The 13,589-nt window shown below is 75.1% G+C and carries 12 protein-coding genes; 7 read left to right on the top strand and 5 right to left on the bottom strand.

The features are described 5' to 3' along the window. Nucleotides 1-4: 4 nt before the first annotated feature. From QC029_RS03490 to QC029_RS03500, 3 genes are all read left to right on the top strand, one after another. Complete coding sequence (locus QC029_RS03490; RefSeq protein ID WP_279553836.1) at nt 5-766, top strand: DUF1206 domain-containing protein; 762 nt, start codon at nt 5-7, stop codon at nt 764-766. A gap of 455 nt (nt 767-1,221) precedes the next feature. Further along, a complete protein-coding gene (locus tag QC029_RS03495) occupies nt 1,222-2,040 on the top strand; it encodes a poly-gamma-glutamate hydrolase family protein (protein ID WP_279553837.1) in 819 nt (272 codons plus the stop codon). Nucleotides 2,041-2,269: 229 nt separating this feature from the next. Continuing rightward, nucleotides 2,270-3,394 carry a glycoside hydrolase family 43 protein gene (locus tag QC029_RS03500; RefSeq protein ID WP_279553838.1) on the top strand — a complete coding sequence of 375 codons (1,125 nt, stop codon included), beginning with the start codon at nt 2,270-2,272 and terminating at the stop codon, nt 3,392-3,394. Nucleotides 3,395-3,435: 41 nt separating this feature from the next. Here the strand turns inward: QC029_RS03500 and QC029_RS03505 are convergent, their stop codons facing one another. After that, nucleotides 3,436-4,086 carry a uridine kinase gene (locus QC029_RS03505; RefSeq protein WP_279553839.1) on the bottom strand — a complete coding sequence of 217 codons (651 nt, stop codon included), beginning with the start codon at nt 4,084-4,086 and terminating at the stop codon, nt 3,436-3,438. Beyond that, nucleotides 4,083-4,769: a nitroreductase family protein gene (locus QC029_RS03510; protein ID WP_279553840.1), complete on the bottom strand. Its 687-nt coding sequence runs from the start codon at nt 4,767-4,769 to the stop codon at nt 4,083-4,085. The genes QC029_RS03505 and QC029_RS03510 overlap by 4 nt, the downstream gene beginning before the upstream one ends. A 375-nt stretch (nt 4,770-5,144) precedes the next feature. On the opposite strand from QC029_RS03510, the gene QC029_RS03515 reads away from it, so the two are divergent. Next, nucleotides 5,145-6,782 (top strand): ABC-F family ATP-binding cassette domain-containing protein, encoded by a 1,638-nt coding sequence (locus QC029_RS03515; protein ID WP_279553841.1) that lies wholly within the window; start codon nt 5,145-5,147, stop codon nt 6,780-6,782. 213 nt (nt 6,783-6,995) lie between these two features. Beyond that, entirely contained in the window at nt 6,996-7,868 is an 873-nt protein-coding gene (locus QC029_RS03520) for a hypothetical protein (RefSeq protein ID WP_279553842.1), read from the top strand. On the opposite strand, the gene QC029_RS03525 is transcribed toward QC029_RS03520, so the two are convergent. Beyond that, nucleotides 7,831-8,487, bottom strand: coding sequence for a TetR/AcrR family transcriptional regulator (locus QC029_RS03525; protein WP_279553843.1), 657 nt, complete (start codon nt 8,485-8,487; stop codon nt 7,831-7,833). The two genes, QC029_RS03520 and QC029_RS03525, sit on opposite strands and share 38 nt — an antisense overlap. A gap of 123 nt (nt 8,488-8,610) precedes the next feature. On the opposite strand from QC029_RS03525, the gene QC029_RS03530 reads away from it, so the two are divergent. After that, nucleotides 8,611-9,252, top strand: coding sequence for a class I SAM-dependent methyltransferase (locus tag QC029_RS03530; RefSeq protein ID WP_279553844.1), 642 nt, complete (start codon nt 8,611-8,613; stop codon nt 9,250-9,252). Nucleotides 9,253-9,271: 19 nt separating this feature from the next. Continuing rightward, nucleotides 9,272-9,994, top strand: a complete 723-nt coding sequence (locus QC029_RS03535) for a MerR family transcriptional regulator (protein ID WP_279553845.1) — start codon at nt 9,272-9,274, stop codon at nt 9,992-9,994. A 96-nt stretch (nt 9,995-10,090) separates the two neighbouring features. On the opposite strand, the gene QC029_RS03540 is transcribed toward QC029_RS03535, so the two are convergent. Together QC029_RS03540 and QC029_RS03545 are read right to left on the bottom strand one after the other, a co-directional pair. Then, nucleotides 10,091-12,268, bottom strand: a complete 2,178-nt coding sequence (locus tag QC029_RS03540; protein ID WP_279553846.1) for a 3-hydroxyacyl-CoA dehydrogenase NAD-binding domain-containing protein — start codon at nt 12,266-12,268, stop codon at nt 10,091-10,093. A gap of 80 nt (nt 12,269-12,348) precedes the next feature. Continuing rightward, on the bottom strand, nt 12,349-13,563 hold the full coding sequence (locus tag QC029_RS03545; RefSeq protein WP_279553847.1) for an acetyl-CoA C-acetyltransferase: 1,215 nt from the start codon (nt 13,561-13,563) through the stop codon (nt 12,349-12,351). Nucleotides 13,564-13,589 lie beyond the last annotated feature (26 nt).

The raw sequence follows: 13,589 nt of genomic DNA on the forward strand, positions 1-13,589 counted from the left end.
CGCCATGGCGGCCGCCGCCCGCTGGGGGCTGGTCGCGTACGGCGTGATCTACCTGCTGATCGGCCTGCTGGCCCTGCGAACGGCCTTCGGCGACCCGGAGCGGCAGGCCGACAGCGGCGGCGCGCTGCGGGAGCTGGCGCAGCAGCCGTTCGGGCGGGTCCTGGTGTGGGCGGTCGGCATCGGGCTCGCCGGGCTGGCCCTGTGGCGGCTGTCGGAGGCCCTGCTGGGCGCGGCGCGCCCGGACGGGCACACGCCGAAGGAGCGGCTGCGCTCGGCCGCGCGGTGCGCGGTGCTCGCCGTGCTGTCGGCCTCCGCGATCGCCTTCGCCGCGGGGAGCGCGGACGGCGGGTCGAGCGACCGGCAGTCCCAGGACCTCACCTCCCGGGTGTTCGAACTGCCGGTGGGCCGCTGGCTGGCCGGTGCGCTGGGCCTGGCGGTCGTCGGGGTCGGCGTGTGGAGCGTGGTGCGGGCGCTGCGGCACGAGTTCCGCCGGGAGCTGGGCCCGGTGCCCGCGCGCCTGCGCCGCGCCGTGGACGTGCTGGGTGTGGCGGGCGGCATCTCGCGCGGGCTGGTGTTCGCGGTGGCGGGCGGCTTCGTCGTCCTAGCGGCCGTGCGGTACGACCCGGACGAGGCGAAGGGCCTGGACGACTCCCTGCGCGCCCTCGCCGCCACCCCGGCCGGCCCGTGGCTGCTGGCGGCGGTCGCCGTGGGGCTGATGCTGTACGGGCTGTTCCTCTTCGCGCTGGCCCGCTGGCACAAGGGCTGACGGCCGGGGCGCGACCACCGGTCCCGTTCCGAACGGCCGTCCCCGGTATGCCCGTTCGGCGCCCGCCTCCGCCCGCCTCCGCCCGCCTCCGCCCCGCGCCGCGTCCGGGCGCGGGGCGGGGCGGGGCGGAGGCGGGCGGAGGCGGGCGCTCCTCTCCCGGTCACGGCCCGGCCACCGGACCGGAACCGGAGGAGCCCCGTGGCGACAGGGGGCGGCGTACGCGTCCCACGCGTTCCGGCCGGTTCGCAGCCGCACCGCTCGTCGCGGACGCGCCGGCCGCACGGCTCGCCGCCGCGCCGTCCGGCGGGCCCGCGCCCGGCGGGGGCTCAGGCGTCCCCCGACACGCCCGCGGCGGGGCCGGTGGCCGGCGTCCGTCCCCTTCCACGAGAATGCCCCCCGTCCGGCGGACCGGCCCGCGGCGGGGCGGCGTCTCGAGCGATCACCAGGAGCATGCGATGGCGGAACTGGGCAGACGGACCGTACTGGGAGCGGCGGCGGCACTGGCCGCGGGGGCGGCGGTGCTCGCCGAGGGAGGGGTGCGCCGCGCCCACGCGGCCGATGACCTCTACCCCTCCAACAGCGCGCTGTACGCCGATCCGGCGGTGGTCGAGGGCGTGGACTACGGGCTGCGGTTCCGGCGGCACGCCGTGGCCGGCGACAGCGTGGCCGGGGCGTACGCGTTCCCCGCGACGTGCGTGCTGGCGCCGCACGGGGGCGGCATCGAGCCGGGGACCTCCGAGCTGTGCCTGGCCGTCGCCGGATACCACCCGAACGACTTCGCCGTGAGCGGGCCGGTGTACGACTACTGGATGTTCGAGGGCCTGCGCTCCTCGGGCAACGGGGAACTGCACGTCACCTCCACCCACTGCGACGACCCGGTGGCCCGTTCGCTGGCCGGGGGCAGCCGGAACGCGCTGACCCTGCACGGGTGCACGGCCTCCCAGGCCGGGGCGCCGGCCGGGAGCCCGGAGGCCGTGGTGGTCGGCGGCCGGAACCAGGCGTTCAAGGGCCATCTGACGGACCGGCTGGGCGCGGCGGGCTTCCGGACCGTCGACGGCGACGACGTCCCCGCGCTGGCGGGGGTGCACCCGGACAACATCGCCAACCGCACCCTGCTCGGCGCCGGCGCGCAGCTGGAGCTGACCACGGAACTGCGGAAGTCGATGTTCGGGGTCAACACCCGCGCCGAGCGCCGCAGGACCCTCCTGGCCCCCTTCTGGGCCTTCGTCGGGGCGGTGCGGGAGAGCATCGTCCTGCTGGAACAGGGCCGGTAGCGCGCCGGCACCCGGTGGGACGGTGTGGGGAGGCCGCGCGGGCGCGGCCTCCCCACACCTCGAAGCGCCGTCTCGAACCCACACCTCGAAGCGCCGTCTCGAAACGCTGTCTCGAAAGCCCGCCGCCCCGGGGGCCACCGGCGCGCGGAACCTTGACGGAAGTGTGCGGCGGCCCTACGTTCGCCCGGAGTTACGAATGGCGTTCGATATATCGAACCTGGAGCCGCTCATGCCCCCCACACCCCCCACGCCCCCTCGCCCGCGCGCACCGCGCGCACCGCGCGCCCGGATGCTGCCGCTCATCGCCGCGGCCCTCCTCGCGCTCCTGGCCCCGCTGCTGCCGGGCACCCCCGCGGCCCGCGCCGAGGCCGCCTCCCCGACCCCGGCCGCGGCGGCGGCCGGGACCTTCACCAACCCGGTGGTCGACCGCAACGGGGCCGACCCGACGATCGTCCGCTACGCCGGCTACTACTACCACCTGGGCACCACCTGGGCTTCCCACTGGGAGATGCGCCGCTCCCCCACCCTCGGCGGACTGCGGACGGCGACCCCCACCACCGTCTACCGCGAGACCGTCGCCTCCCGCTGCTGCAACTTCTGGGCCCCCGAACTCCACCGCCTCAACGGGCCGAACGGCCTGCGCTGGTACCTGACCTACAGCGCGGGCGTCTCCGGGAACATCGACCACCAGCACGTCCACGTCCTGGAGAGCGCGGGCAACGACCCCCTCGGCCCGTACACCTACAAGGGCCAGGTCGACCCGTACGGCGACAACCGGTGGATGATCGACAGCAGTTACCTCACCCTGCCCGACGGCCGCCTCTACCTGCTCCACTCCTTCTGGGAGGGCGGCACCCAGAACCTGTACGCGGTGCGGATGAGCAACCCCTGGACGCCGACCGGCCGCGCCGTGCGCATCGCCTCGCCCACGTACTCCTGGGAGAGGCAGGGCGCGGGCGTCAACGAGGGGCCGGTGGTCCTCCAGCGCGGCGGCCGGACCTTCCTCACCTACTCCGCCTCGCACTGCGACACCCCGGACTACAAGCTGGGGCTGATGGAGCTGACCGGCGGCGATCCGCTGGCCGCGGGCGCCTGGCGGAAGTACGCGAACCCGGTCTTCCAGCGGAACGACGCGGCCGGCGTCTACGGGCCGGGCCACTACTTCTTCTTCCCCTCGCCCGACGGCAAGGAGGTCTGGATGGCCTACCACGCCAACTCCCGTCCCGGCGACGGCTGTGGCGGGACCCGCACCACCCGCGTCCAGAAGGTGAACTGGAACGCCGACGGCACCCCGAACTTCGGCGTCCCCGTCTCCACCTCCACGGCGCTCCAGGAGCCCTCGGGCACTCCGTGACCCGCCCGCGGCGGCCCGCCGCCCGGCCCGGTACGGAGCGGTCAGCCGTTCCAGGCCGGGTGGCGGGGGTCGTCCGCGCGCACCACGACGTCGGCCGTCTCCCCCGGCCGCACCTCCTCCTCGTAGCGGGCGAAGGCCGGCAGCGTCCAGCGGTCCGCGGGCGGGGTGCGGCGGGCGAGGGCGGCCGGGGTGAGCAGCAGGTGGACCGTCAGGTCGAAGGGGAAGCCGCGGCCCAGCAGCAGCGGGCCGTCGGCCACCAGCACGCCGCCGGGCGGGAGTTCGGTGTACGGGCTGCGGGTGGCGCGGTCGGCGGCCGGGTCCCACAGGTCGGGCAGCACCCGGCCGGTGCCGCCGGGTCCCAGCGGGCCGAGGACCTCGCGCCACAGGGCTCCGGTGTCCAGCCACAGGTCGTAGTACGCGTCCGGGTCCCGGTGGCCGTACTCCAGGCGCAGGGAGGCGGGCCGCAGGAAGCCGCCCGCGCTCACCCGGTGCACCGGACGGCCGCGCAGCCGCAGCGCCTCGGCCAGGTCGTCCGCCCACTCACCCGGCCGGGCGGCCGGGGCGCCGTCGACCGCCGCCCGCAGCCAGGGCGAGCCGTCGGCGGCCTCGGACGCCGCGAGGCGGTCGGCGAGCGCGCCGGTCAGCCGGGCGCGGGTGACCGGCGCGAACGCGCCGCGGGCCGGAGGCGTCACAGCCGCACCATGACCTGCTCCGGGTCCTTGCGGCGGATGTCGGGGACCCGCGCGTCCCCGGCCGGGTAGCCGACCGGGATGACGTACGCGGCGCGCTCCTCGGGCGGGCGGTCGCAGACCTCGTTGAGGAAGCGCATCGGGCTGGGGGTGTGGGTGAGGGTGGCCAGACCCGCCTGGTGGAGCGTGGCCAGCAGCAGGCCGACGGCGATGCCGACCGACTCCTTGGTGTAGTAGGGGCGCGGGGAGCCGGGCCCCTTGTGGACCTCGAAGACCACGATCACCGCGGGCGCGGTCTCCAGGAACGGCTTGCGCCAGTCGGTGCCCAGCGGCGCCAGGGCCCGGAGCCACTCGGCGGAGGCGCGGCGGCCGTAGAACTCCCGCTCCTCCGCCTCGGCCGCCTCGCGCAGCCGTGCCCTGCGCTCGGGGTCGGTGAGGACGACGAAGCGCCACGGCTGGACGTTCGCCCCGCTGGGCGCGGTGGCGGCGGTGCGGATCGCCCACTCCACGACCCCGTCGGGCAGCGGGCGCTCGGAGAAGTCGCGTACGGTCCGGCGGCGGGCCATCACGTCGTGGAAGGCGCGGGCGCGGGCCTCGGCCTCCCCGGCCGGAACGGCGGGCGGCCGGTACGGGACGGTGGGGTACGCGGCGGGCGGCTCGTCGGCGAGCCCATTGGTACGGTCCATGTGTCGCAGCACAGCACACCCGCGGGCGGCGGTAAACACCGCGGCCCGTCCTGCGACCCGTCCGGCGGCGCACCGCCGGAAAACCGTTTGCGCCCTCCCGGCGCGCGTCCTACGGTCGTCACCGGCCCTGTCGTCGTCGATCGGAGAGGCCGTTGCTCGTCTGAGGTCATGAGGCACCGGAACCGCGGGGCGCTCGCGCACCCGCGCGGCATCCGCACGTGCGACGACCTCGGGCTGTGAGCCGCCCTCCGGACGAACGCGTCCGGTATCCGGTACTCCGCTCCGCGCCTCCCCGCGCTCCCCCTCGTCGTACGGCGTCCGCCCGGTGCCTCCGCGTGTCGCCCCCTTCCCCGCCGAGAGCAGCCAGAGGCCCGTATGACGCTTTCCTCTTCCCCCTCTTCCTCCCCCGCACCGTCCACCCCGTCCGTCGTCTGCGCCGGACTGCACTTCGCCTGGCCCGACGGCACCCCCGTGCTGGAGGACTTCCAGTTCACCGCCGGCCCCGGACGCACCGGCCTGGTGGGCCTCAACGGCGCCGGGAAGTCCACGCTGCTGAAACTGGTCGCGGGCGAACTGACCCCGGTCAGGGGGTCGGTGCGCACCACGGGCGAGGTCGGCCACCTCCCCCAGACCGTCCACCTGGACACCGCGCTGCGCGTGGACCGGGCCCTGGGCATCGCCGAGAAGCGGGCCGCGCTGCACGCCATCGAGAGGGGGGACGCGAGCGAGGAGAACTTCACGGCCGTCGGCGACGACTGGGACGTGGAGGAGCGCGCCCGCGCCGCCCTGGACCAGCTCGGCCTGGGCCACATCGGTCTGGACCGCACCATCGGCGAGGTCTCGGGCGGCGAGGCGGTCCTGCTGCGGCTGGCCGCGCTGCTGCTGGCCCGGCCGGAGATCCTGCTGCTGGACGAGCCGACGAACAACCTCGACATCGCCGCGCGCGGGCGGCTGTACGAGGCCGTCCGCTCCTGGAACGGGGTGCTGCTCGTGGTCAGCCACGACCGCGAGCTGCTGCGGCACGTCGACCGGATCGCCGATCTGCGCGACGGCGAGGTCCACTGGTACGGCGGGAACATCGACGCGTACGAGAGGGCCCTGGCCGTGGAGCAGGAGGCGGCCGAGCGGACGGTCCGCGCGGCGAGGGCGGACGTCCGGCGGCAGAAGCGCGATCTGGTGGAGGCGCACGACAAGCTGGCCGGGCGGCTGCGCCAGGGCCGGAAGGCGGCCGACGCCGGAGGCATGCCGAAGATCGTGGTGGGGGCGCGCAAACGCGCGGCGCAGGTGTCGGCCGGCAAGCACCGCATCCTGCACGAGGAGAGGCTGGAGCAGGCGAGGGAGCGGCTGGACGAGGCCGCCGAGGCGGTCCGGGACGACGACGAGATCCGCGTCGACCTGCCGTACACCGCCGTGCCGCGCGGTCGCACCGTGCTGACCCTGCGCGGTCTGGAACTGCGCTGCGGCGCCCGCGCCGAGCTGGAGCTGCGCGGGCCGGAGCGCGTCGCCCTGGTCGGGCGGAACGGCGCGGGCAAGACCACGCTGCTGCGCACGATCGCCGGGGAGATCGCCCCGGCGGCGGGCGAGGCGGTGGCGCACGTGCCGGTACGGTACCTGCCGCAGCGCCTGGACGTCCTGGACGACGGGCTGACCGTCGCGGCGAACGTGGCGCGGTTCGCGCCGCTGGCGACCGACAACCGGATCCGGGCGCGGCTGGCCCGCTTCCTGTTCCGGGGCGCGCGGGCGGACCGCCCGGCCGGGACGCTCTCGGGCGGCGAGCGCTTCCGGGCGGCGCTGGCGGCGCTGATGCTGGCCGAGCCGGCGCCGCAGCTGCTGATGCTGGACGAGCCGACGAACAACCTCGACATGGCGAGCGTGCGGCAGCTCACCACCGCGCTGGAGGGCTACGAGGGCGCGCTGGTCGTGGCCAGCCACGACGTGGCGTTCCTGCGGGAGATCGGGATCACCCGCTGGCTGGTGCTGGACGGCGAACTGTCCGACGCCGACCCGCTGTGACCGTCCGCTTCCGGGCGGACGGGCGCTTCCGGAACGGACCGGCGGCCGGGCGGCCGGGCGGGTGAACGGGTGGACGAGCGGCCGGGCGGGTGGGCGGCCGGGCGGCGTAGCCTGGAGGAGGATCCCGGGAACGGGACCGGGACCGGGGCGGGCGCACCTCGCCGCCTCCGCCGGCTCGTCCCGCCGGCCGTGCGCGGTCCCGCCCGGCAGCGTGTGAGCGAGGCCGACGTGGGCGAGTGGTTCCGGCAGACCGTCGTGGACGGCGATCGGCTCCCCCTGTTCTGCTTCTTCACCGGCATGATCGTCGGGTTCGCGTCCATCCGGTTCTCGACCCGGATGATCAGGGCGGGGGTCCGCTGGTGGCCGGGGAACGTCGAGACCGGCGGCCTGCACATCCACCACGTGGTGTTCGGCGTGGTGATGATGCTGCTCGGCGGGATCGTCGGCTTCTCCGTACCGGCCGGCCTCACCGGCTGGCGGGCCGCCGCGGCGGCGCTGTTCGGCGTCGGATCGGCCCTCGTCCTCGACGAGTTCGCACTGATCCTGCGGCTGCGCGACGTCTACTGGACGCAGGAGGGGCGCCTGTCGGTCGAGGCGGTGTTCGTGGCGCTCGCGGCGCTCGGGCTGCTGCTGATCGGGGAGCGCCCGGTCTTCGTGAGCGACATCGGCGACGCCGTCGGCGAGGGGGGCGCGGAGTGGGCCGTCGGCTCCGGCCTGGCGGTGTTCAACTTCGGGCTGGCCGCGGTCACCCTGTTCAAGGGCAAGTTCTGGACGGGCTTCCTCGGCCTGTTCTTCCCCGTCCTGCTCCTGGTGAGCGCGGTGCGGCTCTCCCGGCCGAGCGCCCCCTGGGCGCGGTGGCGCTACCACGGGCCGGGCGCCCGGCGGGCCCGCAAGCTGGAGCGGGCCGTCCGGCGCGAGCGGCGGCTGCGCGCACCGGTGATGCGGATGTGGGACCGGCTGTCGGACCTGGTCGCCGGACGCCCCGACGCCCCGGCTCCGCCCCGCGCGGCGGAGAGCGGGCCGCGGCGGCCCGGGGACGTGCCCTCGCTCAGCTCCCGGACGCCCCGGAGCCCGCGTCGCCGGTGAGCAGGCGGCGGGTCAGCTCCGCGAGCCGGTCCTCCAGCTCCGTCCGGGACTCCCCGGGCAGGGCGGTGTGGCGGAAGCGGTGCGAGGCCACGAACGACAGCAGCCACCACGCGCCCGCGGCCGGGTCCAGGTCCGCCGGGATCTCGCCCGCCCGCCGCCCCCGGTCCAGGAGCGCCGTCAGCTCCTCGGCGATGCGGCGGGTGCAGCGGCCGTACGCCTCGGCGATCGGGGGCTCCTCGGTGAGCGCGGCCGCGTCGGCCAGCAGGGCTCCCAGGGCGCCGCGCCCGTGCATCCGGTCGACGTGGCCGGGGGCGAGGACGTGTTCGAGCAGGGTGGCCACCGAGCCGCCGCAGCAGCCCTCCAGCTCCTCGCGCAGATCCGCGCGGACCCGCTCGGCGGCCAGGTCGAGCACGGCGGCGTACAGCGCGGCCTTGGAGCCGAAGTTCTGGAAGACCACCGGTTCGCTGACCCCGACCCGGGCGGCGATCTCCGCCGTACGGCCGCGCCGGTAGCCGGCCTCGGCGAAGACGAGGATGGCGGCGTCGAGGATCGACGCCCTGCGGTCGGCCGCGCTCAGCCGGGTGCGGCAGGGGGCGGTGATCGGTTTCCGGTGGGGCACGGCTCCATCGTATCCAGCCGGTATATCCAGCCCTTGTCCACGCCGTACCCGCCCTTGCCGGACAACTTAGTCGTGACTAAGGTGAAGTTTCTTAGTCGCCACTAAGTTCTCCTGGGAGGCATCGTGCCCCACACCGTGTCCGACGCTGTGTCCGACACCGCGGCCGACAGCCCCGGCCTCGTCATCACCCGTCCCCGCGGCTACGAGCTGTTCAGCTCGCTCGCCCTTCCCCTGGTGCGCCGCCGGATGTTCGCGAAGCTCGCCGAGCGGGCCGGGCTCGGCCCGGGCGACCGCGTCCTGGACGTCGGCTGCGGCACGGGCGCGCTGACCCGCGCGGTCGCCCCGGCCGTCGCCCCCGGCGGCCGGGTGCTGGGGATCGACCCGTCGCCGCAGATGATCGGGTACGCCCGCCGCCGCGCGGAGCGGCGGGGCGACGGCGGTGCGTTCGCCCTGGGCGCGGCCCAGGAACTCGACGCCGGGGACGGCTCGTTCGACGCCGTCGTCACCAGCTTCGCCGTCCACCACGTCCGCGCGGACCGGCGCGAGCGCGCCTTCGCCGAGATGTTCCGCGTGCTGCGGCCGGGGGGCCGGCTGATGGTGGCGGACTTCCGCGGGCACGCCGAGCGGCACCGGGAGATGATCGCCGCGGCGGGCTTCACCGGCCTCGCCCGCGGCCGGGTGTTCCCCGTGGCCCACTGGATCACGGCCGTCCGCCCCCGGGGCGGGCCCTCCGGGGCGCCGGAAGAGGTTTCACAACTCCGGTGAGACAGCAATACTGTCCGACATGGATCCGGCTGCCTCCCTGACCGTCGACGAGCTGGCCGCGCGCGCCGGCGTCACCGTCCGCACGATCCGCTTCTACTCGACCCGGGGACTGCTGCCGCCGCCGGAGATCGGACCCCGGCGCGTGGGCCGGTACGGGCCCGGCCACCTGTCCCGGCTCGCGCTGATCGAGGAGTTGCAGCACCAGGGGATGACCCTGGCGGCCATCGAGCGCTACCTGCGCCGGCTCCCGCCCGACCTCAGCCCCGAGGACCTCGCCCTCCACCGGGCCCTGGTGGCCTCCTGGGCGCCGGACTCCGAGGAGGAGACCACCCGCGAGCAGCTGGAGCGGCGGGCCGGGCGGAGGCTGACGGAGGAGGACGTCGACCGGCTGGCGGCGATGAACGTCCTGGCTCGGACCGACGACCCCGGCGTCTTCCGCGTCGACCCGGTCATCCTGCACCTGGGGGTGCGGCTGCTGGAGGTGCCCGTCTCGCTGAAGACGCTGCTGGCGGCGCGCGAGGTCGTCCTGGAGCACAGCCGCGGGGCGGCCCGCGAGCTGAGCAGGATGTTCAAGGAGGAGGTCTGGGACCCCTACCGGCGGCGGGAGTCCGACCCCGAGCAGGTGGAGACCATGCGGACGCTGTCGGCCCACATGCAGCCGATGATCGTGCAGGCGCTGGTGACCGCCTTCCAGCGCTCCATGCGCGAGGAGCTGCGGGCCTCCTTCCCCGACGAGGGCTGAGACGAGGACTGATACGGGGGCTGAGTCGGGGGTGGAACGAGGGGGGAGGACGGGGAAGGGGCCCGCGGCCCCGGCGTTTCCGCCGGGGCGCCCCGGTCAGGGGGTGTCGGTGAAGGTCTCGCCCCTCTCCGCCTTCTCCACCAGCAGCGCGGGCGGCGCGAACCGGTCGCCGTAGAGCGCCTGGAGTTCGCGGGCGCGCTGGACGAAGCCGGGCAGGCCGCCCTCGTAGCCGTTGACGTACTGCAGGACGCCGCCGGTCCAGCCGGGGAAGCCGATGCCCAGGATGGAGCCGATGTTGGCGTCGGCGACCGAGGTCAGCACGCCCTCCTCCAGGCAGCGGACGCTGTCGAGCGCCTCGGAGAAGAGCATCCGCTCCTTCATGTCCTCGAAGGGCACGGCCGCGTCGGAGCGGGTGAAGTGCTCGCGCAGGCCCGGCCACAGGCCCGTGCGCCGGCCGTCCGCGTCGTACTCGTAGAAGCCGGCGCCGCCGCTGCGGCCGGTGCGGCCGAACTCCTCGACCATCCGGTCGATGACCGTGTCGGCCGGGTGCGGCTCCCAGGTGCCGCCCGCGGCCTCCACCGCGCGCCGCGCCTCGTTCCGGATCTTCCGCGGCAGGGTCAGGGTCAGCTCGTCCATCAGGGAGAGCACCTTGGCGGGGTAGCCGGCCTGGGCGGCGGCCTGCTCCACGGAGGCCGGGTCCACGCCCTCGGCGACCAGCGCCACGCCCTCGTTGATGAACCGGCCGATCACGCGCGAGGTGAAGAAGCCGCGCGAGTCGCCGACCACGATCGGGGTCTTGCCGATCTGCCGCACCAGGTCGAAGGCGCGGGCGGTGGCCTCGTCGCCGGTCCGCCCGCCGCGGATGATCTCCACCAGCGGCATCTTGTCGACGGGCGAGAAGAAGTGCAGGCCGATGAAGTCCTGCTGCCGGGTGACGCCCTCGGCCAGCGAGGTGATCGGGATGGTGGAGGTGTTGGAGCACAGCAGCGCGTCGGGGGCGACGACGTCCTGGACCTCCTGGAACACCTTGTGCTTGAGGGCGGTGTCCTCGAAGACCGCCTCGATCACCGCGTCGCACCCGGCGAGCGCGGCCGGGTCGGCGGTGGGGGTGATGCGGGCCAGCAGCGCGTCGCGCTTGCCGGGGGTGGTGCGGCCCTTGGCCAGCGCCTTGTCCAGCAGGCCGGCGGAGTACGCCTTGCCCTTCTCGGCCGCCTCCGGCGTCACGTCCTTCAGGACGACCTCGATCCCGGCCCTGGCGCAGGCGTAGGCGATGCCCGCGCCCATCATCCCGGCGCCGAGCACGCCGACCTTCCGCACCGCCTGGGGCTCCACGCCCCCGGGGCGGCTGCGGCCGGAGTTGACGGCCTGGAGGTCGAAGAAGAACGCCTGGATCATGTTCTTGGCGATCTGTCCGGTCGCCAGCTCGGTGAAGTAGCGCGACTCGATCGTCTGGGCGGTCTCGAAGTCGACCTGGGCGCCCTCGACGGCCGCGGCCAGGATGTTGCGCTGGGCCGGGTAGGGCGCGCCGCCGAGCTGCTTGGCGAGGTTGGCGGGGAACGCCGGGAGGTTGGCGGCGAACTTCGGGTGGGCGGGGGTGCCGCCGGGGATCCTGTAGCCCTTCACGTCCCAGGGCTGGACGGACTCGGGGTGGGCGTCGATGAACGCCCGCGCCCTCGCCAGCATCTCCTCGGGGGTGTCCACGACCTCGTGGACCAGGCCCTTCTCCATGGCCTGGCGGGGGCGGTACTGCCGGCCCTGGAGCAGGACGTTCAGCAGGGCGTCGGTGATGCCCAGCAGCCGCACGGTGCGGACCACTCCCCCGCCGCCGGGCAGCAGGCCGAGGGTGGCCTCGGGCAGGCCGATCTTCGACCCCGCGGCGTCCAGCGCCACGCGGTGGTGGCAGGCGAGCGCGATCTCCAGACCGCCGCCGAGGGCCGCGCCGTTGATCGCGGCGACCACGGGTTTGCCGAGGGTCTCGACGCGGCGCAGGTCGCGCTTCATGGCCATGCCGCGCTCGAAGAGCTCCCGGGCCTGCTCGGGCCCGACGGCCAGCAGGTCGCGGAGGTCGCCGCCGGCGAAGAAGGTCTTCTTGGCCGAGGTGACGATGACGCCGCGGACGCTCTCGCGCTCGGCCTCCAGGCGGTCGGCGACGGCGGCGAGCGAGTCGGCGAACGCGGCGTTCATGGTGTTGGCGGACTGGTTCGGGTCGTCCAGGGTGAGGGTGACGACACCGGTGTCGTCCTGCTCCCAGCGGATGGTGGAGGGGGCTGCCATGGTGGGTTCTCGGTCTCCGTCGGTGGTCGCTGCGTCGGGAAGTTCGGGGTGGGCGCCGCCGGGGGCGGGCGCGGTGCCGGTCAGAGCCGCTCGACGACGGTGGCGATGCCCATGCCTCCGCCGACGCAGAGGGTGGCCAGGCCGTACCGCAGGTCGCGGCGCTCCAGCTCGTCGACGAGGGTGCCCAGGATCATCGCGCCGGTGGCGCCCAGCGGGTGTCCCATGGCGATGGCGCCGCCGTTGACGTTGACCTTGTCCAGGGACAGGCCCATGTCGCGCACGAAGCGCAGGACGACGGCCGCGAACGCCTCGTTGATCTCCACCAGGTCCAGGTCGTCGACGGTCAGCCCCGCCTTGGCGAGCGCCTTGCGGGAGGCCGGGGCCGGGCCGGTGAGCATGATGGTCGGGTCGGAGCCGGAGACGGCGGCCGAGACGATCCGGGCACGCGGGGTGAGCCCGTGGCGCCGCCCGGCCTCGCGGCTGCCGACGGCCACCAGCGCGGAGCCGTCCACGATGCCGGAGGAGTTGCCCGCGTGGTGGACGTGGTCGATCCGCTCCACCCAGTGGTACTTCTGCAGCGCCACCGCGTCGAAGCCGCCCGCCTCGCCGATGGTCGCGAAGGACGGCTTGAGGGAGGCGAGGGAGTCGGCCGTGGTGCCCGGGCGCATGTGCTCGTCGCGGTCGAGGACGACCAGGCCGTTGCGGTCGGTGACGGGGACGACCGAGCGGTCGAAGCGCCCCTCCTTCCAGGCCCGGGCGGCGCGCTCCTGCGACATCGCGGCGTACTCGTCCACGTCGCGGCGGCTGAAGCCCTCGATGGTGGCGATCAGGTCGGCGCCGATGCCCTGCGGTACGAAGCCGGTCTCGAAGCTGGTCATCGGGTCCATGGCCCAGGCGCCGCCGTCGGAGCCCATCGGCACCCGGGACATCGACTCGACGCCGCCGGCCAGGACCAGGTCCTCCCAGCCGGAGCGCACCTTGGCGGCGGCCAGGTTGACGGCCTCCAGACCCGAGGCGCAGAAGCGGTTCTCCTGGACGCCGGCCACCGTGTCCGGCAGCCCGGCGGCGATGGCGGCGGTCCTGGCGATGTCGGAGCCCTGGTCGCCGATGGGGGTGACGACGCCGAGCACGATGTCGTCGATGGCGGCCGGGTCCAGGCCGGGGAAGCGGCGGCGCAGCTCGTGGATCAGGCCGACGACCAGGTCGATCGGCTTGGTGCCGTGCAGGGCGCCGTTCGCCTTGCCGCGCCCGCGCGGGGTGCGGACGGCGTCGTAGATGTACGCGTCGGTGGTCACGGTCGGGAGCCTTTCGAAGCTTCGGG

This window comes from Streptomyces sp. DH37 (assembly GCF_029813835.1).
In the GTDB taxonomy this organism is placed as follows: domain Bacteria; phylum Actinomycetota; class Actinomycetes; order Streptomycetales; family Streptomycetaceae; genus Streptomyces.

Coding starts and splice junctions, on each gene's coding strand:
- QC029_RS03490 (WP_279553836.1), top strand. CDS start 5: ATGGCGGCCGCCGCCCGCTGGGGGCTGGTCGCGTACGGCGTGATCTAC.
- QC029_RS03495 (WP_279553837.1), top strand. CDS start 1,222: ATGGCGGAACTGGGCAGACGGACCGTACTGGGAGCGGCGGCGGCACTG.
- QC029_RS03500 (WP_279553838.1), top strand. CDS start 2,270: ATGCCCCCCACACCCCCCACGCCCCCTCGCCCGCGCGCACCGCGCGCA.
- QC029_RS03510 (WP_279553840.1), bottom strand. CDS start 4,769: ATGGACCGTACCAATGGGCTCGCCGACGAGCCGCCCGCCGCGTACCCC.
- QC029_RS03515 (WP_279553841.1), top strand. CDS start 5,145: ATGACGCTTTCCTCTTCCCCCTCTTCCTCCCCCGCACCGTCCACCCCG.
- QC029_RS03535 (WP_279553845.1), top strand. CDS start 9,272: ATGGATCCGGCTGCCTCCCTGACCGTCGACGAGCTGGCCGCGCGCGCC.
- QC029_RS03540 (WP_279553846.1), bottom strand. CDS start 12,268: ATGGCAGCCCCCTCCACCATCCGCTGGGAGCAGGACGACACCGGTGTC.